This window comes from Flavobacterium sp. MR2016-29, assembly GCF_015350695.1.
GTDB lineage: Bacteria > Bacteroidota > Bacteroidia > Flavobacteriales > Flavobacteriaceae > Flavobacterium.
In genome coordinates this window covers 339,741-362,584 of the sequence record NZ_JADKPU010000003.1, presented here as the reverse complement: position 1 = coordinate 362,584, position 22,844 = coordinate 339,741, and the positions used below count along the sequence as shown (strand labels likewise).

Genomic DNA, 22,844 nt, shown 5'->3' with positions numbered 1-22,844 from the left:
TAAAAATTAGAATTTTAATGAAAACACATTTCATCGCCATCGGCGGAAGTGCCATGCACAATTTAGCATTAGCATTGCATAATAAAGGGTATCAGGTTACAGGTAGTGATGATGCTATTTTTGAACCATCAAAATCAAGATTAGAGAAAAAGGGAATTTTGCCAGCTGAATTAGGTTGGTTTCCGGAAAAAATAACATCAGATATTGAAGCTGTAATTTTAGGAATGCACGCAAAAGCAGATAATCCTGAACTGCTGAAAGCACAAGAATTAGGTTTGAAAATCTATTCTTATCCAGAATTTTTATACGAGCAATCTAAAAATAAAACTCGCGTTGTAATTGGAGGTTCTCACGGAAAAACGACTATTACTTCGATGATTTTGCACGTAATGCATTATCATAATATTGAAGTTGATTATATGGTTGGAGCGCAGTTAGAAGGTTTTGATACCATGGTGCATCTTACTGAAGAAAATGATTTTATGGTTCTGGAAGGTGATGAATATTTGTCTTCGCCGATTGACAGACGTCCTAAATTTCACTTATATCAGCCTAATATTGCTTTAATTTCCGGAATCGCCTGGGATCATATCAATGTTTTTCCAACATATGAAAATTATGTAGAGCAGTTCGAAATTTTTATTAGTAAAATCACAAACGGAGGAATTTTAGTTTACAACGAAAATGATCCAGAAGTAAAACGCGTTGCAGAAGCTGCGACAAACCCAATTCGCAAACTAGCTTATTCTACACCAAAATATACTGTTAGCGATGGCGTAACTTTATTAGAAACTCCAGAAGGCGATATGCCAATTGAAGTTTTTGGCGCGCACAACTTAAATAATTTGGCGGGAGCAAAATGGATTTGCCAAAACATGGGCGTTGACGAAGCTGATTTTTACGAAGCAATCGCCAGTTTTAAAGGAGCTTCTAAAAGATTAGAAAAAATTGCCGAAGGAAAAGGTAAAGTAGCGTATAAAGATTTTGCGCATTCGCCAAGTAAAGTAGCTGCAACAACTAAAGCAGTAAAAGAGCAATATCCAAACAGAACTTTAGTAGCTTGTTTAGAACTGCATACGTATAGCAGTTTAAATGCTGAATTTTTGAAAGAATACGAAGGCGCACTTGAATATGCAGATGTTGCCGTTGTTTTCTATTCTCCAGATGCTGTAAAAATTAAGCAGTTAGAAGAAGTTACCTATGAGCAGATTGCGTCTTCATTTAATCGTGAAGATTTAATTATTTACACCAATCCGGCTGAATTCAAAGAATATTTATTCAATTTAAATCTTGAAAATTCTGCACTTTTATTAATGAGTTCAGGAAATTACGGAGGCTTGAATTTTGATGAAGTAAAAGAATTGATTAATTAAAATAATTCGCCATTTGAAAATTAGATAATATGCCAATCGTAGACTCGATTGGCATTTTTGTTTTACTTTTTATGAATGATTTTTCTTATTTTTCAATATATTCGCCATTTAAGATATTACAAGATGAACCAAAATATAAAAGTTGTAAAAACAACAAGCGAGAATCCTGATTTTATTTCTTTGATCGAAACATTCGATACTTTTTTGTGGGAACGTTATCCAGAATTAAAAAAGGATTATTGGGGAAATAATTTAATCGAATTTAACCCGAATGTAATTGTTGTTTATTTAGATAAAAAACCAGTTGGCTGTGGCTGTTTTAAAAAATATAATAAAAATACCGCAGAGTTAAAAAGAATGTTTGTTTCGCCAGAAGCTCGAGGTTTGGGTTTGGCACAATTAATAATTTTAGAATTAGAAAAAGAGGCAAGAAACAATGGTTTTGAAATTTTTATTTTAGAAACTTTATACAAACAGGTCGAAGCAATTAGTCTTTACCAAAAAGTAGGATTTAAGATTGTTGACAATTATGAGCCATATGTTGGCTTAGCTAATAGTGTTTGCATGAGTAAAACCATTAATTAAATTAATATGGAAGCAACTCATTTTCCTATTACTAATTGGTCAGAAGATGATAGGCCACGTGAAAAATTAATGCTTAAAGGTAAAAGTGTTTTAAGCGATGCCGAATTAATTGCGATTTTAATTGGTTCAGGAAGCCGTAACGAGTCGGCTGTAGATTTAAGCAAAAGAATTTTGGCAAGTGCAGATAATCTTAACGTTTTAGGCAAGATGTCTATTTCGCAATTAATGAATTTTAAAGGAATAGGAGAGGCAAAGGCCATCACAATTATTGCGGCGCTAGAACTTGGCCGACGCCGAAGAGCCGAAGATGCAGTCGAACTTATAAAAATTACTTCAAGCAAATTGGTATTCGAAATTATGCAGCCTATAATAGGAGAACTGCCACATGAAGAATTTTGGGTGCTTTTTCTTAATAATTCAAACAAAGTAATTTCGAAATCACAATTGAGCAAAGGTGGTATTGCGGGCACGATTGTCGATGTTCGGCTGGTTTTTAAATTGGCCTTAGAAAATGGAGCTACGGGCTTGATTTTGTGTCACAATCATCCTTCGGGAAATTTACAGCCAAGCGATGCCGACAAACAAATTACAAAAAGATTGAGGCAGGCAGGAGATAGTCTAGATGTTAAAGTTTTAGACCATTTGATTATTACTGAAACAAAATATTATAGTTTTGTAGATGAAGGAATTTTTTAGATTATGAACACCAATATTACCGACGTTTTTTTCGATTTAGATCATACCCTTTGGGATTTTGATAAAAATTCTGAAATGGCTTTTGATCGCATTTTTAAGAGTAAATATCCCGAAATTAAAACTCAGGATTTTATCGAAAAATATGCTCCAATTAATCAGGCTTGCTGGAAGTTATATCAGAATGATGAAATAACGCATGTAGAACTGCGTTACAATAGATTAAAGTTTTCTTTTGATGCTTTAAATCTCGAAATTTCAGATGAAACCATTAACGAAATTGCAAATGATTATATTGAGTTTTTAACAGATAATAATTATCTTTTTGAAGGAGCAATTGAAGTTCTTGAATATTTAAAACCAAAGTATAGATTGCATATTATAACGAATGGTTTTGCAACTGTTCAGGAAAAAAAAATAAAGAATGCATTGCTTGCCGGGTATTTTAATACGATTACAAATTCAGAATTAGCAGGTGTAAAAAAACCAAATAGTATTATCTTTGATTATGCTGTCAATTTGGCTCAAGCCTCAAAAGAAAACAGTATTATGATTGGCGATTGTCTTGATGCAGATGTTAATGGGGCATTAAATGCAGGTTTAGATGCTATTTTTTTTAATGAAAAAAGAGTTGATGTTCCTCAAAATATTAAACAAATAAACAATTTATTAGAACTTAAAAAATATTTATAATGATGAGAATTAAATTTTTATTGGTTGCACTTGTTATTTCCGCTATTGGATTTGCACAATCTGTTAATGATTACAAAGCAGTTATTGTGCCTTTGAAGTACGATTTTCTTAAAACTGAAAATCAATATAGAATGGCTACTACTAGCAAAGCAAATTTAATAAAGGCAGGTTTTCAGGCTTTTTATGCAAATGAAGAACTTTCTCCTGAATTTGCAGATCGTTGTCAGCTTTTATACATGGATGTGAAAAAAGACAACGGATTCTTAATTACAAAACTTTTCGTGGAGTTTAAAGATTGTTACGGAAAAGTAATCTACACTTCAGAAATAGGTAAAAGTAAGGAGAAAGATTATGAAGCAGCATATAGAGAAAGTCTTAATTTAGCTTTTATGTCTATAAATGATTTACATTATAAATATAGCGGCAAAACTATAAGTGCAAATACCAGAGCAGTGGTAACAGCGGCACCAGTTACGGTTGCAGCAACTGTTACACCAGCAACTTCTGTGGCAGCTCCTGTGGCAGATGTTTCGGATCCAAATTTACTTTACGCACAGCCAACAGAAAACGGATATCAATTGATTGATAAAACGCCAAAAGTGGTTATGAAATTATTGAAAACATCTCGTCCAGATTCATTCATTGCAATAAAAGACGGTATTCAAGGCTCATTAAATGCAAAAGACAATCAATGGTTTTTTGAATATTATCAAAATGATAAATTGATTTCTGAAAAAGTTTCAGTTAAATTTTAAATATAAAATTTGGTTCTAGTAACCATATTTATCTTTCCAGCGGTTCTTTAAAAATTCGCGGTTACTGTTCTCTCGAGAATTGTTTCCCGGATTGTAAAGAACCGTTTGTTTTATAGCATCTGGTAAAAATTCCTGCTCGGCAAAATTATTGGCATAATCATGAGCATATTTATAATCGTCGCCATACCCCAATTCTTTCATAAGTTTGGTTGGAGCATTTCGTAAGTGAATAGGAACGGGCAAATCACCTGTTTGTTTTACTAATTGCTGTGCAGTTCCAATTGCCATATAAGAGGCGTTGCTTTTAGGTGATGTTGCTAAATAAATGGCGCATTGGCTTAAAATAATGCGGCTTTCAGGATATCCAATAGTTGCTACTGCCTGAAAAGTATTGTTTGCCATAATAAAAGCAGTAGGATTTGCATTTCCAATATCTTCGCTTGATAATATAAGCATTCGTCTGGCAATGAATTTTACATCTTCTCCGCCTTCAATCATTCTGGCCAGCCAATAAACAGCTCCATTAGGATCGCTCCCGCGAATCGATTTAATAAAAGCCGAAACAATATCGTAATGCTGTTCACCGCTTTTGTCATACAAAACTGTATTTTGCTGTACCAATTCGAAAACACGATCGTTAGTGATCAAAACTTCATCATTTGCGGAAGCGTTTACAACTAATTCAAAAATGTTTAATAATTTTCGGCCATCTCCGCCAGAAAGTCTTAATAAAGCTTCGGTTTCTTTTAAAGTAATCTTTTTTGAAGCCATTTCCTTGTCTATTTTCATGGCGCGATGCAATAAAGCTTCTAAATCAGCTTTTGTAAATGCGTTTAATATATAAACCTGACAGCGAGACAATAATGCGGGAATCACTTCAAAACTCGGGTTTTCTGTAGTGGCACCAATAAGAGTTATCCAGCCTTTTTCAACCGCGGCCAAAAGCGAATCTTGTTGCGATTTACTGAACCGGTGAATCTCATCAATAAATAAAATTGGATTTTTAGCTGTAAATAAACCACCGCTTTGTTTTGCTTTTTCGATAACATCGCGAATATCTTTAACTCCAGAATTTATGGCGCTCAATATATAAAACGGACGTTTTGATTCCTGCGCAATAATTTGTGCTAAAGTAGTTTTACCAGTTCCAGGAGGCCCCCAAAATATTAAAGACGGAATAATTCCTTTCGAAATTTGTTGCGTCAAAGAACCATTAGGTCCAACTAAATGACTTTGACTGATGTAATCTTCTAATTTCTGTGGGCGAATACGCTCTGCTAAAGGTGCTTCCATTTTGTAAAATTACTATTTTCAATTTTAATTTTAGAATTTTCAACTGCTATTAACGTCTTAAATTCGTTAGCTGACAAATTATCAGGTAATTTTATTTGGATAGTTTTTTGATGTTAACAATAACAGATTTCTAAAAATATGAATGATAATCACTTTAAATTTTCGAATGCTGTAATTGGGCTACCATTATTTTTTGTCCTTTTTTTATGGATTGTATATTGGTTTCAAATTCGCTTTGATTTTGATTTTTATCAAAACGGAATTTATCCTCGAGATTTTTCAGGTCTGCAAGGGGTTTTGTTTAGCCCTTTTATTCATGAAAATCTTGGGCATTTGTATAATAATTCAATTCCGCTTTTGGTTTTATTGGCAGCTTTGCAATTTTTTTATCCAAAACAAACAATTCCAGTTATTGCGTATGGGATTTTATTTTCAGGTTTAATAACTTGGGTTATTGGCAGAGAAAATTATCATATTGGTGCCAGCGGTTTAATTTATGTTTTAGTAAGTTTTATTTTTTTCAAAGGAATTCAAACGAGATATTATCGCTTAGTTGCGCTTTCTCTTTCAGTAATCTTATTATATGGGGGAATGATTTGGTATGTTTTTCCAGATGTTGATGCGACAATTTCTTGGGAAGGGCATTTGGCTGGTTTTATTACAGGTTTTGTTTTATCACTATTTTACAAAACACCAGAATATGCAAAACCTATTGTTTATGATTGGCAAAAACCTGATTTTAATCCGGAGGATGATGCTTTTATGAAACACTTTGATGAAAACGGAAATTTTGTCAACACTGAAATTCCTGAAGAAGAATCAGAATCTATATCTACTTATTTTAATTCTGATGTTTCTGTTTTTTATACCGTAACGAAATCAGAATCAGATGATAAAATCTAAATGCTGAGAATTTTTGCTCTAAAAAGCGTATTTTTGTTAGAGACATTCTAATTTCATTTATTTATTATGAAAAAGATCAGCTTTGTTGTTTTACTTTTATTCGTTTTATTCACCTCAAAAGTGCTTGCTCAATGTGATATAAAAAATAAAGTTATGGCTGATGGTACCATGATGTATTATTTTGACCCCGCGGTTTTTTATACAACAAAGTCAAAATCGTTAAAAATTAATATTGTAACAGATAAAGAGCATTATTTTATCTCCTTGCAGCCTACGCCTTTTCCTCCTAGAAAAGAAGGCAAAAAAATTAAAGATGATTTGCTTTTACATTTAGCAGATCATAATGTATATAAATTAACACACTACGATACTCAATACAGGCAAAACGACTCAATTATGCAGGTTTTGTATTTGATAGATGCTAAAGATCTTGAGTCTTTTTCTAAGTTTGAAGCTCTTGTTGCTGAAATTAGAATGGAGGGAACTGAATTTGTTCGCGATTATAATTTTAAATTGCATAAAGATGCAATTGTAAAACAGTTAGCCTGTTTTTTGAATAAGGAGGAGGAGTGAAAGCTACTCATCATTTGAGGTTTCATTTTTGTGCAATATCTTTTCATTTAGGTTTTTAAAAAGATTATTGAATGTAATGGTCAACGATGCTGCATTTACAATTTGATTGCCGCTATTTCTTGGGAGATATTCATTTGCATAAGTTAGTTCAATCTGAATATCATCTGTAAACAGGTAACCTGCTCCAATATTAAATCTGTTTCGGTCAAAAAAACTCTCTCCAGTAACCTTAGCTCCAGTTTTGATGTATAATTCATCTGATGTTACGGCATAAACAACACCTTCTCTAAGAACTTTGCTGTTAATAGGTTTTAAATATTTTATTTGTTGGCGATATCTAAGTACATTTTCCCAGCTTTCATCCTGATTTCTCATATGTCTGAGTTCAATTCTCATTCTAGTGCTTAAGGTATAGCCAGTTTTATGAAAATAATAAATTCCTTGTGTAGCAAATCTCCATTCAGGTGATTTAAATTGCCCAATTTCTGGCACATCTTTATTGTAATTGTAAGCTAAAAAGGCAGAAAGTTTCCAACGAGGAGATAAATAATAATGTCCCCAGCCTCTTATTGAGCGCTGCGTATTTTCTTCAAAAATATTAGGTGAAGATTCTGTACTGCTATATACTGCTCCAAGATTTAATTCAGCAGACCATTTTTCATTGATAGTCCTGTTAAATTGAAATTCATTCCAAAATTGATTGTAAGTCGTAGTTTGAGCATAACCAATACTTGTAATCAAAATAACTACAAGTATTGAAATGTTTTTTTTGAGTAATATGTTAGGAGCATTTTTTGAAGACATTAATTTGATATTTAGTTGTCATCTTAACTCTCTCAATATTATTTAGTTTCTTTGACGTACAGCTTCATATAAAAATGCACCACAGGCAACAGAAACGTTTAGTGACCCAATGGATCCAAACATTGGCAGTTTTGCTTTTTCATCAACAATTTTAAGCACAGATGGATTGATTCCTCTGTCTTCAGATCCCATAATAATGGCTACAGGTTCATTCAATGCTATATCATAAATATTTTGATCTGTTTTTTCAGTTGCAGCAACAGTTTTAATTCCTGATCCTTGAAGATAAAAAATGGCATCTTTAATGTGCTCAACTTTACAGATTGGAACATTAAATACCGCTCCAGCAGAAGTTTTTACAGTATCTCCATTAACAGGGGCAGAACCTGCTTTTTGAACTATAATTCCGTTTACTCCAGTGCATTCTGCAGTTCTGATAATGGCTCCAAAATTTCTTGCATCAGAAATCTGATCTAATATTAAAAATAAAGGTTTCGATCCAGATTCTATAGTAGATTCGACTAAATGTTCTAATTCAATAAAACCAATCGGTGATATTGTTGCAACTGCACCTTGGTGATTATTTGGTGTTAATCGATTAAGTTTTTCTACAGGAACATACGAGAAATTGATGTTAGCGCGTTTCATCACTTTCATTAAATCTTTCATTAATTCTCCAGAAATTTCCTTTTGTATAAATACTTTGTCAACTTCTTTTCCTGCTTGAATTGCTTCTATAATGGCTCTAATTCCAAATATTTGATGTTCTTTTTCCATAGGACAAATATAGGTATAATGTTTATATAAAAAAAAGCCACTCTGAATGAACAGAGTGGCTTTGGTATTAATTTTGGTCTAAAATTATAATTTATCCCAGAAAATTTTATTTGCAAGTTTATCACCACCTATAGCAGTAGAAGCAGCAGTCCAATTTGCATTGTTAACTGTTTGCTCGTTGATAGGGTATGTTAATCTTTTTGGAACTACTCCCTCAGCAGCGGCACTAGCAGTAGCAGGTGCAACTAAAACAGGGTAATCTAACCTTCTGTAAGTAGTCCAAGATTCAAATCCTCTATTGAATAAACCGATCCATGCTTGACGTCCGATTTTTTCTTTGAAAGTCCCAGGAGCCGTAGCATAAGCTACACCTGGTGTAAGAAGATAAGCATCAACACCAGCAACACCCCAATTTTCAAATGAAGCTCTAATTGCATTATTATAGTAAGTTTCTACAGTTCCGCCAACAGATAATCCTCTAGCAGCTGCTTCAGCTAAGTAGAAGTTTACCTCAGTAGCTTCAAATAATAGAGCTGGGAAATCAGCTGCTGCAATTTTAGCACTAATGTGTGAGAAGTTAGCATATGCATTTGCTGTTCCGTACACACCACCTTTGTAAACACCGTTGTATAATGTGAAATATGCGTCTCTACGTGGATCAGCCAATGTATTCATAGCATCAATAATGTTACTAGTAGGAACAAAATCATTACGTCCAGATGCAACTAAGTTTGCATAAAGTGTACTGTAATTTGGAGCAGCAGTAGTATACTTAAATGAAGCATTATTAGCATTTGTAGTAATAACTCCAGCAGTATAAGCGCTTTCAATAGTAGATTTTGCCAATGCAGGATTAGCGTCTACCAAATTAATTCCTATTTTAACCTTCAAAGAGTTAGCAAAAAGTTTCCATTTTGCCATATTACCTGAGTAAATAACATCACCAGCAGAAAAAGATGATGTAGAAGCATCAATTGATGCGATTGTTGCATCAAGCTTAGTAATTAACGACGAATATACAGTTGCAGCATCATCATATTTTGGTAAAACAATACCAGTTGTTACAGCTTCACTATATGGAATATTTCCAAAAGTATCTACTAATACTTGAAAAGTATACAATTGCAGAATGTCAGCAATAGCTGTTTTGTTTTTTTGTATTCTATCAAAATCAGCTTGAGATTGAGAAGAAGGTTTAACTTCTTTTGCAATAGCATCCTTTGTAGACTGAAGGTTACCAATTACACTAGCATATAGAACTCTCCAATGAACATCTGATACTTTTCTAGTAATGAAAAAATATCTTGATTCATCAGTATATTGAGTTGCTGCCCATGTTTGAGATAAATATCTGAATGGCCCACTGTTAACACTTGGTGTAGTCATTTGATCAGCTAATGCTTTTTCAGCATTAGTTAATAAAGTCTGACTAGGAACGTCATAAGGCTTGTCTTTGTTGTCATTAAAATCAGCCTCATCATTTACGCAACCTGTCATGAATAGGGACAGAATTGCTACTGAAAATATTATCTTTTTCATCTTAGAATTTTAATTTTACATTGAATGAATACATTTTTACAGATGGCATTACACCTGATTGATAACCTTGAACGTTACCTGCAGATGTTCCAGCTTCAGGATCTGCATATGGAAGGTTTTTGTGAAGAATCCATACGTTGTTTCCAAGTAAACTAAAAGTAAGGTCTTTAATATTCTTGTTTAAGAATTTTGATGGTAAAGTATATGAGAATCCTACCTCTCTTAATTTAATATAAGAAGCATCATAAACAAATGCTTTTGCAGGATTAGCAGAAATACCATAACCTAGACCTGCATATTCACTTGAATTCTCAGCATCAACTCTTGTTGTATTTGCTACATATCCACCGTTACCGTCTGACATTACTCCAGGATTGATATATCCACCTCCATTAGCTAAAGAATTTCTAACAGGATTTCCTAAGTCATTAGTTCCTGCAGTTTCTGGATAAAGACCTGTGTCTTGTCCGTAAGCTTGGTCAAGAGAGAAAACATCACCACCTTTTTTCCAGTCAAGCAAGAAATTAAACGATACGTTTTTGTAAGTAAATCTGTTTGAAAGACCACCAACCCAGTCAGCTTGAACGTTACCAATAACTTTATCAGCTGTTGTTAAATAGTTACCGTCATCTCCAACGATTCTATTTCCATTGGCATCGTAATCGTAATCAGTTCCTCTAAATGTTCCGTAAGGCTGACCAGCTGTTGCGTTTAATGATACACCACTTTGGAAAGCTGCCAATTGAAGATTATCTCTTCCTTGGTTTAATGAAATTACATCATTTTTGTTTTTAGACCAGTTAACCCCAACTTGCCATTGGAAGTTTTCAGTTTTAACAGGAGATCCTGTTAAAGCAACCTCGATACCTTTGTTTTGAATTTCTCCAGCATTAATTTGTGCGAAGCTATATCCAGTAGAAGGAGATTGTGGAACGCTAAAAATTTGATCTACAGTGTTCGTTTTGTATACAGAAACGTCAAAACTTAATCTGTTTTTAAACATTGCAGCCTCTAAACCAAACTCAACACTTTTTTGTCTTTCTGGTTTTAGATTGCTGAAATCAACAGCTACTGAGCTGTTTGAAAACATTGGGTTTCCGCTAAGGATACCATTATTTACTCTTGCTCCCAGTGTACCTGCAGCTGGGTCATTACCAACTTCAGCGTAGTTAGCTCTTAATTTTCCTAATGACAACCAATCAGCTTTAATTAATTCAGAAAAGATAAAACTTGTTCCGATTGAGTAGTAGTCGTAAGCATTGTTATTTGTTGGCAATGCAGTTGATTGATCACGTCTGTAAGATCCCTCTAAATATACAAGTTTGTTGTAATCCAAAGAAGCTTGTGCGTACACACCTGATTTTTCGTAGTGAATTTCACTTTCAATTGGAGCTACAAAACTTTTTGAATTAGCAATTGTGTAGAATCCAGGAATAACTAAACCACCTGTTGTAGATGCTTCATATTCGTCAGCATCAGATTTGATTAATGTAGCACCACCTAATACTTTAGCGCTAATTGCATCACCTAATTTGAAGTCATAAGTAGCAATGAAGTCGTAAGTTTGTTGCAAGAAAGCTCTTGTATATAAATCATATCCTGAACCTTCTGTAATTTGGCTAACACCAAATTCTTCTGGGTGACTTCCAACAGCCATTCTAGTTTCTTGTCTGTCGTTTGAGTTATCAATTGTAACACGTCCTAAAAGGTTGAAGTTTTTAGTTACATCATAGCTAATGTTAGCACCAGCAAGAATTCTTCTTCTTCCGTCATTTTCGTAATTTTGATAACGGTCAAAGTAAGGGTTGTTCCAGTAAGCAGGACTAATATCTCCACCTAATGGGTTGTTCATGTTCCAAGTAACGTTGTTATGATCTCTTTGGTATTCTCTCTCTAACTCTTTTACATCAACGTTAGTTTGCCACCATTGTCTGAAACCTCCAATAAAGTTGTTTCCGTATCCAACACTATTTCTACCTATAACGTTTTGATCACTAAATGTGAAAAAAGCACCAACTGTTAGGTTGTCTAAGACTGCTCTTGAGAAATTACCACTGATGATATTTCTTTTTAATGAACTGTTTGGTAAAACACCTTTTTCATCGTTGTTAGTGTAGCTGAAGCTAAATGTGTTTTTGTCATCACCACCAGTAATGTTGATGTTGTTTACAGTATTTAATGCTTTTTCAAAAAATTCAGATGGATCATTTACTGCAGCTGACCAAGGTGTAGCTTTTCCAAAGTTAGGATTACCTGGAGCAAATGCGTTCCATTGGTAAGCAGGTTGACCGTCAAATTTATTACCATAAGATATATCATATCCTGTGTTAACTAATCTGTCTTGAACGCCGTCACCATTTACATCTGTATAGACGAAGTCATCTTGTCCGCCATAACCACCACCACCATATTGTTTTTGGTATCTTGCAAATGTTGATCTGTCAATAGTACCAACAGAAACTGTACTGCTGAAAGAAACTCCTAAAGCTTGGTTTTTCTTTCCTTTTTTAGTTGTAATCATGATCGCTCCATTCGCAGCTTGACTACCGTATAATGCTGTTGCAGCAGCACCTTTCAAAACGTTGATAGATTCGATATTGTTTGGATCGATGTCTGAAGCAGAGTTTCCAAAGTCAAATCCATCTCTTGCATTAGCTGCATCTGCCTTGTTAAGGTTAGCATTCGCCATTGGTACACCATCAACAACCATTAAAGCTTGGTTGTTTCCTGTCATACTCTTAGTTCCTCTAAGTACAATGTTAGTAGAACCGCCAAAGTTAGAGTTTGATTTTACTTCTAAACCGGCAACTTTACCAGCTAAGTTGTTTAAGAAGTTGTTGGTTGGTTGAGAGTTAACTACTGCGCCATCTAATTTTTGAGAAGAGTAGTTAAGTGATTTTTTCTCTCTTTTAATACCTAAAGCTGTTGTTACCACAACTGCTTCAAGTTCGTTTGCATCTGCATTTAATTTAACATTAAGTACAGAAGAACTTGCAGCTATTTCTTGAGATTTCATCCCAATGTAGCTAAAAACCAAGACTTGGCTCGGCGATGCTTTGATAGAAAATTTACCATCAAAATCAGTTTGCGTTCCAGATTTTGTTCCTTTAATTAATACACTCACACCTGGTAATGGCATTCCTGTATTATCGGAAACAGTCCCTGAAACAGATCTTTCTTGCGCAAAAGTTAGTTGCGCCACTAGTACTAATAAAAGCACTAAGAATCCATTGAACTTTAGTTTCATTTTTAAATATTTTGAATTAGTATCGCAAAACTCTTAATAATTTGTTAACTATCCTAATATTAATTTAAACTTTTTTCAGTTACCGCTAAAATTTAACATTATAACATAAGTTTATGATAGTGTTATATAATTGTAATTCTTGTGTAGTAGCACCTCCATTTGTCAGAGTAATCTTTAATAATCCGTTTGGTGTTTGTATCACAGATCCAATTCCGACTCCTATTAAATTTTTTATTTTATTTGGATTTATAGATGATGTTAAGTCTTGATATAGACCAAAATCGGCTATTGTGTTTATGTAAATATTTTGCGAAAATTTATATCTGTATTCTGTAAGAATTAAAGTGTTGAAATTAGATTGAAGGCTGTTCTCTAAAAAGCCTCTTATGGAGTTAATTCCGCCAAATCGAAATAATTCATTAAAAATGTAATTTTTACTGTTAAGATAAAAATTTTGTGAATTTATGTTAATGTAATTTTTCTCGTTAAGTTCAAAATTATAGGATACATTTAGGTTCGCGTAAAATTGTTGACTAGGTTTTGCTGTTGAAGAATCGTTATTGGTGTTTCTTTTTCCGTATCCGATAATCCAGTTTAACCACGCTTTTTTGGGAATAAGACTATTAGCATAATCTATCTTTTTGAATTCGTAAGTTGAAGTAATATATGAATTTTTAAAATCGCTGATTGTTGTATTATTTGTGTTTTGGATATCGCTTGATTCTGTTGATTGATATCCTAAATATATTTTTGAATTGTAATTGATATAATAGCCTAAGTCGATTGCTGTTTTGGTATTTTGAAATGTACTGTCTTGCTTAAAAATATTTAGTTGTGCTTTTAGTCCTAAAGAAGATTTGAATATATATGGAATTTCTAGTTTAGTATTGAAAGTTTTTTGTTGATTGCCGTCACTTTTCCAATATAGTGCAAATTGCTCTCCTGCACGAAGTATGTTTAATAGTGTTATATCTAAATATCCATTTAGGTTTAATTTTTCCTTTTCGTCGTTTGAAAATCCAACATATCCATCAAAAGTATTGGCTTTTCTTTTTTCAATATAAGCGTAAATTTTTGTTGAATCCTTGGTGAATAATATTTCGGGATATTTTGTTTGATTGATGAATTCAAAACTGTTTATATCATCGTAAAGTTGCTTTACAATTTCTTGATTAAATGTCTTGTTTAAATATTTTTTATTAAGTTGTTTTAAGTGCCCCTTTGGAAAAAAGTCGTTGCTCTTGGAATTTGTGTAATTTAGAATAATGGAATTTATACTGCGTTTTTTTTCGGATTTAAAATTTAAGTCGGCATAAATTATTAAATTCTTTTTTCGAATGTTTTCTAATTTAATTTTGCTGAGGGCAAATCCCAGTTTTTCGGCATCAATTATTTTTTGATTTAGATATGTTTCTAGTTCGCTGTAGGGAATAATTATGGTGTCGTTTTTTGATTCTTCAGATTTAAAGAAAGAATTATTTATACCTATATATATATGTATGTTTTTTATTTTTTCTTTTAGTGTGATAATAGAAGTGTAAGTGCTGTCATTTATTGTTTTGGTTTCTAAGATTTTGTTGTTTAGATAACCAATTTTTGAAAGTCTTTGAGAAGTGATTTTTACTTCGTCAAACAGTGATTTTACGTTAGTATGCTTTGTAGAATAATTTATTGAATCTATAGTTTTATTTTCGATTTCATTTGTTCCGTTTATTTTTAAATAAAAATTTTGCGCATAACAAGAAATGCTCATGAAGCAAAAAAGAGATAGTGATAATAACTGTTTCAAAAGCAATTGTTTCATATATTAAATGTATTGCAAATATCTATTGTTTGTTTGTAAAATCATAAGCTTAAATAATGTTATTGAAAATTAATGGATTAACGTTTGTATAGTGAAAAATATTTTATACATTTGCAACCCCGTAAAAAGCGGGAATTTAATATACATAATAAATTTTTAGTATTAATTATGCCAACAATTCAACAATTAGTAAGAACAGGAAGAACTCAGATAACTAAGAAGAGTAAATCGGTTGCTTTAGATTCTTGTCCTCAAAGAAGAGGGGTTTGTACGCGTGTTTACACTACTACACCAAAAAAACCAAACTCTGCAATGCGTAAAGTTGCGCGTGTACGTTTGACAAATGGTAATGAAGTAAATGCTTACATCCCTGGAGAAGGACACAATTTACAAGAGCACTCGATAGTATTAGTTAGAGGCGGAAGGGTAAAAGATTTACCAGGTGTTAGATATCATATCGTTCGTGGAGCGCTTGACACGTCAGGAGTTGCAGGAAGAACGCAAAGAAGATCTAAGTACGGTGCTAAACGCCCAAAAGAAGCAAAAAAGTAATTTAAAACTTTTAAGAAAAAGACATGAGAAAAAGAGCGGCAAAGAAAAGACCACTTTTACCAGATCCGAGGTTTAACGACCAATTGGTAACGCGTTTTGTAAACAACTTAATGTGGGACGGTAAGAAATCTACAGCTTTCAAAGTATTTTATGATGCAATTGACATCATTGAATCTAAAAAGCAAGATTCAGAAAAATCTTCATTAGAAATTTGGAAAGATGCTTTAACAAACGTTATGCCTCACGTAGAAGTACGTAGTCGTAGAGTTGGTGGAGCTACATTTCAAATTCCAATGCAAATTAGACCAGACAGAAAAATTTCTATGGCAATGAAGTGGTTAATACTTTATTCTAGAAGAAGAAATGAAAAATCTATGGCACAACGTTTAGCGTCAGAATGTTTAGCTGCTGCTAAAGAAGAAGGTGCTGCGGTTAAGAAAAGAATGGATACTCACAAGATGGCAGAAGCTAATAAAGCTTTCTCTCACTTTAGATTTTAATTCGTAAGAAATGGCTAGAGATTTAAAATATACAAGAAATATCGGAATTGCTGCTCATATTGATGCTGGTAAAACAACGACAACTGAGCGTATCCTTTTTTATACTGGAAAATCACACAAAATTGGTGAAGTGCACGATGGTGCTGCAACAATGGACTGGATGGCTCAGGAGCAAGAAAGAGGTATTACAATTACTTCAGCTGCAACAACTTGTGAGTGGAATTTTCCAACTGAGCAAGGTAAAATTTTGCCTGAATCTTTGCCATACCACTTTAATATTATTGATACTCCAGGACACGTTGACTTTACTGTAGAGGTAAACCGTTCTTTACGTGTGCTTGATGGTTTGGTTTTCTTGTTTAGTGCTGTTGATGGTGTTGAGCCTCAATCAGAAACTAACTGGAGACTTGCAGATCAATATAGAGTTCCTCGTATGGGATTCGTTAATAAAATGGACCGTCAAGGATCTAACTTTTTGGCAGTTTGTCAACAAGTTCGCGATATGTTAAAATCAAATGCTGTTGCGATCACTTTGCCAATCGGTGAAGAAAATGATTTCAAAGGTGTTGTAGATTTAGTAAAAAACCAAGCTATCATTTGGCACGATGCTACTCAAGGGGCGACTTTTGATATAGTTGAAATTCCTGCTGATATGGTTGCAGAGGTTAAAGAGTACAGATCTATTCTTATTGAAGCAGTTGCTGATTACGATGAAAATCTTTTAGAGAAATTCATGGAAGATGAAAACTCTATTACAGAGGAAGAAATCAACAACGCTTTAAGGGCTGCTACTATGGATATGGCTATCATCCCGATGATTGCTGGTTCTTCTTTCAAAAATAAAGGAGTTCAGTTCATGTTAGATGCGGTTTGTAAATATTTACCTTCTCCAATGGACAAGGAAGGTATTGAAGGGATTCACCCTGATGACGCTGAATTGTTAGAAGAAGATCAAACTAAAATCTTGCGTAAGCCAGATGTAAAAGAGCCGTTCGCTGCTCTAGCATTTAAAATTGCTACTGACCCATTCGTAGGTCGTTTAGCTTTCTTCCGTGCTTACTCTGGACGTCTTGATGCTGGTTCTTATGTTTTGAACACTCGTTCAGGAAGTAAAGAAAGAATTTCTCGTATCTACCAAATGCATGCTAATAAACAAAATCCAATCGAATATATTGAGGCTGGAGATATTGGAGCTGCTGTTGGATTTAAAGATATCAAAACTGGAGATACATTGTGTGATGAAAAACACCCAATCATTCTTGAGTCTATGAAATTCCCTGCACCGGTAATTGGTATTGCAATTGAGCCTAAAACTAAAGCTGACGTTGATAAAATGGGTATGGCTTTGGCAAAATTAGCTGAAGAAGATCCAACATTTACTGTTAGAACTGATGAGGCTTCAGGGCAAACTATTATTTCAGGTATGGGTGAGCTTCACTTAGATATCTTGGTAGATCGTATGAAACGTGAATTTAAAGTTGAAGTAAACCAAGGTGAGCCTCAAGTTGAATATAAAGAAGCGTTTACAAGAACTGCAACACATAGAGAGACTTACAAGAAACAATCAGGGGGTCGTGGTAAATTCGGTGATATCGTATTTACACTTGAACCGGCTGACGAAGTTGATGGTAAAGTTCCTGTAGGATTACAGTTTATTAATGCAGTAAAAGGTGGTAACGTTCCTAAGGAATATATTCCATCTGTAGAAAAAGGTTTCCGTGAAGCTATGAAAACTGGTCCTTTGGCTGGTTATCAAGTGGATAGTTTGAAAGTAACTTTGACAGACGGATCTTTCCATCCTGTCGATTCTGATGCACTTTCTTTTGAATTAGCAGCTAGAATGGGTTATAGAGAAGTAGCTAAAGCTGCTGGAGCAATTATTCTTGAGCCAATCATGAAAATGGAAGTTATTACACCGGAAGAAAACATGGGGGATATCGTAGGTGATATTAACCGTCGTAGAGGTCAGGTTAATGACATGGGTGATAGAAATGGTGCTAAAACTATTAAAGCTGATGTTCCTTTGTCAGAGATGTTTGGTTATGTAACAACATTAAGAACATTGTCTTCTGGTAGAGCTACTTCAACAATGGAGTTTTCACATTATGCAGAAACACCTTCTAATATTTCAGAAGCTGTAATTAAAAAAGCAAAAGGTAACGCTTAATTCTTAAGAAAATGAGTCAAAAAATCAGAATAAAACTAAAATCTTACGATCACATGTTAGTGGATAAATCTGCTGAAAAGATCGTAAAAACAGTAAAAACTACTGGAGCAGTGGTAACAGGTCCAATTCCGTTGCCAACTCACAAAAAACTTTTCACTGTGTTGCGTTCTCCGCACGTTAACAAAAAAGCGAGAGAGCAATTTGAAGTAATGTCATACAAGAGATTGATTGATATTTATTCATCTTCATCTAAAACTATTGATGCTTTAATGAAACTTGAATTGCCAAGTGGAGTTGAAGTAGAGATAAAAGTATAATTTTTATTATATTTTATATTATAAAAGCGAGACAGAAATGTCTCGCTTTTTTTTGTTGTTTAGATTTGGCTTGATGTTTTTTTTATATATAAGTTTTTTTATTTGATGAGAGACTTAAATGTGAAATGTCTTTTATTTAGGCTGTTGCCAAGGTTTTTTCTTTGATTGATTAAGTAATTGTTAACGATAGTGTCATTATAGGTTAAGCTTTGAAAATTTATTTTTTTTGAATTAGTGAATGTTGTGGTGGGTGTGTTTGGTGCTTGGATTTTGATTATGAGCAATTTAATTTTTGTAACTGTTTGGTATATTCGATTTTAATGTATACTTTTGCACTCCCTGTTTGGAAATTTCTGTTATTTTCAAATTGAAGGGAATTTTAGTAATTAATAATTAATATTTATGTCTGGGTTAATTGGTAAAAAAATCGGCATGACTAGCATTTTTGATGAAAACGGGAAAAACATTCCTTGTACAGTAATCGAGGCTGGGCCGTGTGTTGTTACCCAAGTCAGAACCAAAGGTGTTGACGGGTACGAAGCGTTGCAACTTGGTTTCGATGACAAAAACGAGAAACATTCCACTAAAGCGGCTGTAGGTCACTTTAAGAAAGCTGGAACTGTTGCTAAGAAAAAAGTCGTTGAATTTCAAGATTTTGCAACTGAACAAAAATTAGGAGATCTTATTGATGTTTCTATTTTTGCTGAAGGAGAATTTGTAGATGTACAAGGTGTATCTAAAGGTAAAGGTTTTCAAGGGGTTGTTAAACGTCACGGATTTGGTGGTGTTGGACAAGCAACTCACGGTCAACACAACCGTTTAAGAGCGCCAGGTTCTGTAGGAGCTTCTTCATATCCATCTAGAGTATTCAAAGGAATGCGTATGGCTGGAAGAATGGGAGGAGATAATGTAAAAGTTCAAAACCTTAGAGTTTTAAAAGTAGTAGCTGAAAAGAACCTACTTGTTATTAAAGGATGTGTTCCTGGACATAAAAACTCTTATGTAATCATTCAGAAGTAATGGAAGTAAAAGTATTAGATTTCAACGGAAAAGATACTGGAAGAAAAGTTCAACTTTCTGATTCAGTATTCGCAATTGAACCAAACAATCACGCTGTATACCTTGATGTTAAGCAATATCTTGCTAATCAAAGACAAGGAACTCACAAAGCTAAAGAAAGAGCTGAAGTGACAGGAAGTACACGTAAGATTAAAAAACAAAAAGGAACTGGTACTGCTCGTGCGGGAAGTATTAAGAATCCATTGTTTAAAGGTGGTGGAACAGTTTTCGGACCAAGACCAAGAAGTTATTCATTCAAATTGAATAAAAGCTTGAAAAGATTGGCTAGAAAATCAGCTTTCTCAATCAAAGCAAAAGAGTCGAATATCATCGTTCTTGAAGACTTTAATTTTGAAGCGCCAAACACTAAAAATTTCATTAACGTTTTGAAAGCTTTAGGGTTAGAAAATAAAAAATCTCTATTTGTGTTGGGAGAGTCAAATAAAAATGTATATTTGTCGTCACGCAATTTAAAGGCTTCTAATGTCGTAACTAGCTCAGAATTAAGCACTTACGCTATTTTAAACACTAATAATTTAGTGCTTTTAGAAGGTTCTTTGGAGTTAATCGAAGAAAATTTAAGCAAATAATAGGAATATGAGTATCATAATTAGACCTATAGTAACAGAAAAAGTAACCAAAGAAAGTGAAGTTTTAAACCGCTTCGGATTCGTTGTTGACAAAAAAGCAAACAAAGTTCAAATTAAGAAAGCTGTTGAAGCTGCTTATGGAGTGACTATCGTTTCAGTTAACACGATGAACGTAAGACCGGATAGAACTACAAAATACACTAAAAGTGGTTTGATCAGTGGAAAGACAAATGCAATTAAGAAAGCGATTGTTCAAGTACAAGAAGGAGAAACAATTGATTTTTACAACAATATCTAAGATAGAAAAATGTCAGTAAGAAAATTAAAACCTATTACCCCAGGTCAGCGATTTAGAGTTGTGAATGGTTATGACGCCATTACAACTGATAAGCCGGAACGCTCTTTGATAGCGCCGATAAAAAACTCTGGAGGTAGAAATAGTCAAGGAAAGATGACCATGCGTTATACGGGTGGTGGTCACAAGCAGAGATATCGTATTATTGATTTCAAAAGAACTAAAGACGGAATTCCGGCTACAGTGAAATCAATCGAATATGATCCAAATCGTACTGCATTTATCGCTTTATTAGCTTATGCTGATGGAGAGAAAACATACGTTATTGCTCAAAACGGATTGAAAGTTGGTCAGAAATTAGTTTCTGGTCCAGAATCTCAACCTGAAATTGGTAATACATTGCCTTTAAGCAGAATTCCTTTAGGAACTGTAATCTCTTGTATTGAGTTACGTCCAGGTCAGGGAGCGGTTATCGCTCGTTCAGCTGGAACATTTGCTCAGTTAATGGCAAGAGATGGAAAATATGCTACAATTAAAATGCCATCTGGTGAAACAAGATTAATCTTGTTAACTTGTTCGGCTACAATTGGAGCTGTTTCTAATTCAGACCACCAATTAGTTGTATCTGGTAAAGCAGGTAGAACAAGATGGTTAGGAAGAAGACCTAGAACAAGACCTGTTGCAATGAACCCTGTTGATCACCCAATGGGTGGTGGAGAAGGACGTTCTTCTGGTGGACATCCACGTTCAAGAAATGGAATACCAGCAAAAGGTTATAGAACTCGTTCTAAGAAAAACCCGAGTAACAAGTATATCGTAGAACGTAGAAAGAAATAATAAGATATGGCACGTTCATTAAAAAAAGGACCTTTCGTTCATTATAAGTTAGACAAGAAAGTTCAGGAAAACGTAGAAAGTGGTAAAAATAGTGTAGTTAAGACTTGGTCTAGAGCTTCTATGATTACTCCAGATTTCGTTGGACAAACAATCGCAGTTCATAACGGTCGTCAATTTGTACCAGTTTACGTAACAGAAAACATGGTAGGTCACAAATTAGGAGAGTTTTCACCAACTAGATCTTTTAGAGGTCATGCTGGAGCAAAAAATAAAGGTAAAAAATAAGAAGCAATGGGAGTTCGTAAAAGAGAAACAGCAGATGCGAGAAAAGAGGCTAATAAGTCTATTGCTTTCGCAAAATTGAATAACTGCCCTACTTCACCTAGAAAAATGCGCTTAGTAGCGGACTTGGTAAGAGGTCAGAAGGTAGAAAGAGCACTTAACATCTTAAGATTCAGTTCTAAAGAGGCTTCAAGAAAATTAGAGAAACTATTATTATCTGCAATCAACAACTGGGAGCAAAAAAATAGTGAAGGTAATTTAGAAGAAGCTGGATTATTTGTTAAAGAGATCAGAGTAGATGGTGGAATGATGTTGAAAAGACTTCGTCCAGCTCCACAAGGTCGTGCACACAGAATAAGAAAACGTTCTAATCACGTAACAATCGTGCTTGGAGCTATCAATAACACACAAAGCAATTCTTAAGCAGCATGGGACAAAAGACAAATCCAATTGGAAATAGACTTGGTATCATCAGAGGGTGGGACTCAAACTGGTATGGTGGAAATGATTACGGTGATAAACTTGCCGAAGATCATAAAATCAGAAAGTATATCCACGCTCGTTTATCAAAAGCTAGTGTATCAAAAGTAATCATCGAGAGAACTTTGAAACTTGTAACCGTTACTATCACTACTGCTAGACCTGGTATCATTATCGGAAAAGGTGGGCAAGAGGTAGACAAGTTAAAAGAAGAACTTAAGAAAGTTACTGACAAAGAGGTTCAAATCAACATCTTTGAAATTAAAAGACCTGAGTTAGATGCTTATCTTGTGGCGACAAGTATCGCTCGTCAAATCGAAAGCCGTATTTCTTACAGACGTGCAATCAAAATGGCTATTGCTGCTTCTATGCGTATGAACGCTGAAGGTATCAAAGTTTTGATTTCTGGTCGTTTGAATGGTGCTGAGATGGCGCGTTCAGAAGGTTTCAAAGAAGGTAGAATTCCTCTATCAACTTTCAGAGCTGACATTGATTATGCTTTGGCTGAAGCTCATACTACTTATGGTAGAATGGGTATCAAAGTATGGATCATGAAAGGTGAAGTTTATGGAAAGAGAGATCTTTCTCCACTTGCAGGAATGGATAAAAAACAATCTGGAACTGGTGGTGGTAAAGGTGGAGATTCTCCGAGAGGAGACAGAAAACCTTTTAATAAAGGTGGAAAACCAGACGCTCGCAAAAGAAAGTAAATTTTTAAACTAAAGA

General features: G+C 34.1%; 24 protein-coding genes. 18 read left to right on the top strand and 6 right to left on the bottom strand.

Annotation, left to right across the window (positions count from 1 at the left end; genetic code table 11):
* Window positions 1-17: 17 nt before the first annotated feature.
* From IR010_RS10515 to IR010_RS10495, 5 genes are all read left to right on the top strand, one after another.
* Window positions 18-1,373: a UDP-N-acetylmuramate--L-alanine ligase gene (locus IR010_RS10515; RefSeq protein ID WP_194603605.1), complete on the top strand. Its 1,356-nt coding sequence runs from the start codon at window positions 18-20 to the stop codon at window positions 1,371-1,373.
* A 123-nt stretch (window positions 1,374-1,496) separates the two neighbouring features.
* A complete protein-coding gene (locus IR010_RS10510) occupies window positions 1,497-1,958 on the top strand; it encodes a GNAT family N-acetyltransferase (RefSeq protein WP_194603602.1) in 462 nt (153 codons plus the stop codon).
* Window positions 1,959-1,964: 6 nt separating this feature from the next.
* Entirely contained in the window at window positions 1,965-2,654 is a 690-nt protein-coding gene (radC, locus tag IR010_RS10505; RefSeq protein WP_029272036.1) for a RadC family protein, read from the top strand.
* 3 nt (window positions 2,655-2,657) lie between these two features.
* The gene (locus tag IR010_RS10500) at window positions 2,658-3,344 is read left to right on the top strand and encodes a YjjG family noncanonical pyrimidine nucleotidase (RefSeq protein WP_194568783.1); all 687 of its coding nucleotides are present in this window, start codon (window positions 2,658-2,660) and stop codon (window positions 3,342-3,344) included.
* 2 nt (window positions 3,345-3,346) lie between these two features.
* Entirely contained in the window at window positions 3,347-4,099 is a 753-nt protein-coding gene (locus tag IR010_RS10495) for a hypothetical protein (RefSeq protein ID WP_194603709.1), read from the top strand.
* 15 nt (window positions 4,100-4,114) lie between these two features.
* On the opposite strand, the gene IR010_RS10490 is transcribed toward IR010_RS10495, so the two are convergent.
* Window positions 4,115-5,392, bottom strand: coding sequence for a replication-associated recombination protein A (locus IR010_RS10490; RefSeq protein ID WP_029272039.1), 1,278 nt, complete (start codon window positions 5,390-5,392; stop codon window positions 4,115-4,117).
* Window positions 5,393-5,530: 138 nt separating this feature from the next.
* Here IR010_RS10490 and IR010_RS10485 point away from each other — a divergent pair, with 138 nt between their 5' ends.
* Together IR010_RS10485 and IR010_RS10480 are read left to right on the top strand one after the other, a co-directional pair.
* Window positions 5,531-6,295, top strand: a complete 765-nt coding sequence (locus IR010_RS10485; RefSeq protein WP_194603599.1) for a rhomboid family intramembrane serine protease — start codon at window positions 5,531-5,533, stop codon at window positions 6,293-6,295.
* A 66-nt stretch (window positions 6,296-6,361) separates the two neighbouring features.
* Window positions 6,362-6,868, top strand: coding sequence for a hypothetical protein (locus IR010_RS10480; protein ID WP_194603596.1), 507 nt, complete (start codon window positions 6,362-6,364; stop codon window positions 6,866-6,868).
* A gap of 3 nt (window positions 6,869-6,871) precedes the next feature.
* Here IR010_RS10480 and IR010_RS10475 read toward each other — a convergent pair whose 3' ends face one another.
* From IR010_RS10475 to IR010_RS10455, 5 genes are all read right to left on the bottom strand, one after another.
* On the bottom strand, window positions 6,872-7,672 hold the full coding sequence (locus tag IR010_RS10475) for a DUF2490 domain-containing protein (protein ID WP_194603593.1): 801 nt from the start codon (window positions 7,670-7,672) through the stop codon (window positions 6,872-6,874).
* A gap of 42 nt (window positions 7,673-7,714) precedes the next feature.
* Entirely contained in the window at window positions 7,715-8,449 is a 735-nt protein-coding gene (gene rlmB, locus IR010_RS10470) for a 23S rRNA (guanosine(2251)-2'-O)-methyltransferase RlmB (protein WP_029272043.1), read from the bottom strand.
* 84 nt (window positions 8,450-8,533) lie between these two features.
* On the bottom strand, window positions 8,534-9,988 hold the full coding sequence (locus tag IR010_RS10465) for a SusD/RagB family nutrient-binding outer membrane lipoprotein (protein WP_194603590.1): 1,455 nt from the start codon (window positions 9,986-9,988) through the stop codon (window positions 8,534-8,536).
* A gap of 1 nt (window position 9,989) precedes the next feature.
* Window positions 9,990-13,235 (bottom strand): SusC/RagA family TonB-linked outer membrane protein, encoded by a 3,246-nt coding sequence (locus IR010_RS10460; protein ID WP_194603587.1) that lies wholly within the window; start codon window positions 13,233-13,235, stop codon window positions 9,990-9,992.
* A gap of 85 nt (window positions 13,236-13,320) precedes the next feature.
* Complete coding sequence (locus IR010_RS10455; protein WP_228515139.1) at window positions 13,321-14,988, bottom strand: hypothetical protein; 1,668 nt, start codon at window positions 14,986-14,988, stop codon at window positions 13,321-13,323.
* A gap of 219 nt (window positions 14,989-15,207) precedes the next feature.
* Between IR010_RS10455 and rpsL the strand changes: the two genes are divergently transcribed.
* From rpsL to rpsC, 11 genes are all read left to right on the top strand, one after another.
* A complete protein-coding gene (gene rpsL / locus IR010_RS10450; RefSeq protein ID WP_007136570.1) occupies window positions 15,208-15,591 on the top strand; it encodes a 30S ribosomal protein S12 in 384 nt (127 codons plus the stop codon).
* 23 nt (window positions 15,592-15,614) lie between these two features.
* A complete protein-coding gene (gene rpsG / locus IR010_RS10445; RefSeq protein ID WP_007803600.1) occupies window positions 15,615-16,091 on the top strand; it encodes a 30S ribosomal protein S7 in 477 nt (158 codons plus the stop codon).
* A 10-nt stretch (window positions 16,092-16,101) separates the two neighbouring features.
* Window positions 16,102-18,258, top strand: coding sequence for an elongation factor G (fusA, locus tag IR010_RS10440; protein ID WP_029272048.1), 2,157 nt, complete (start codon window positions 16,102-16,104; stop codon window positions 18,256-18,258).
* An 11-nt stretch (window positions 18,259-18,269) separates the two neighbouring features.
* A complete protein-coding gene (gene rpsJ, locus IR010_RS10435; RefSeq protein WP_007803605.1) occupies window positions 18,270-18,575 on the top strand; it encodes a 30S ribosomal protein S10 in 306 nt (101 codons plus the stop codon).
* Between the two features lie 402 nt (window positions 18,576-18,977).
* The gene (gene rplC / locus IR010_RS10430; RefSeq protein WP_026982958.1) at window positions 18,978-19,595 is read left to right on the top strand and encodes a 50S ribosomal protein L3; all 618 of its coding nucleotides are present in this window, start codon (window positions 18,978-18,980) and stop codon (window positions 19,593-19,595) included.
* Window positions 19,595-20,224, top strand: coding sequence for a 50S ribosomal protein L4 (rplD, locus tag IR010_RS10425; RefSeq protein ID WP_029272050.1), 630 nt, complete (start codon window positions 19,595-19,597; stop codon window positions 20,222-20,224). The genes rplC and rplD overlap by 1 nt, the downstream gene beginning before the upstream one ends.
* Before the next feature lie 7 nt (window positions 20,225-20,231).
* Window positions 20,232-20,522, top strand: a complete 291-nt coding sequence (gene rplW, locus IR010_RS10420) for a 50S ribosomal protein L23 (RefSeq protein WP_017495018.1) — start codon at window positions 20,232-20,234, stop codon at window positions 20,520-20,522.
* A gap of 9 nt (window positions 20,523-20,531) precedes the next feature.
* Window positions 20,532-21,356 (top strand): 50S ribosomal protein L2, encoded by an 825-nt coding sequence (gene rplB, locus IR010_RS10415; RefSeq protein WP_007803623.1) that lies wholly within the window; start codon window positions 20,532-20,534, stop codon window positions 21,354-21,356.
* A 6-nt stretch (window positions 21,357-21,362) separates the two neighbouring features.
* Window positions 21,363-21,641 (top strand): 30S ribosomal protein S19, encoded by a 279-nt coding sequence (rpsS, locus tag IR010_RS10410; RefSeq protein ID WP_012022488.1) that lies wholly within the window; start codon window positions 21,363-21,365, stop codon window positions 21,639-21,641.
* A 6-nt stretch (window positions 21,642-21,647) separates the two neighbouring features.
* Window positions 21,648-22,061, top strand: coding sequence for a 50S ribosomal protein L22 (rplV, locus tag IR010_RS10405; protein ID WP_007803631.1), 414 nt, complete (start codon window positions 21,648-21,650; stop codon window positions 22,059-22,061).
* 5 nt (window positions 22,062-22,066) lie between these two features.
* A complete protein-coding gene (gene rpsC, locus IR010_RS10400; protein WP_007803635.1) occupies window positions 22,067-22,828 on the top strand; it encodes a 30S ribosomal protein S3 in 762 nt (253 codons plus the stop codon).
* The last annotated feature ends 16 nt before the right edge of the window (window positions 22,829-22,844 follow it).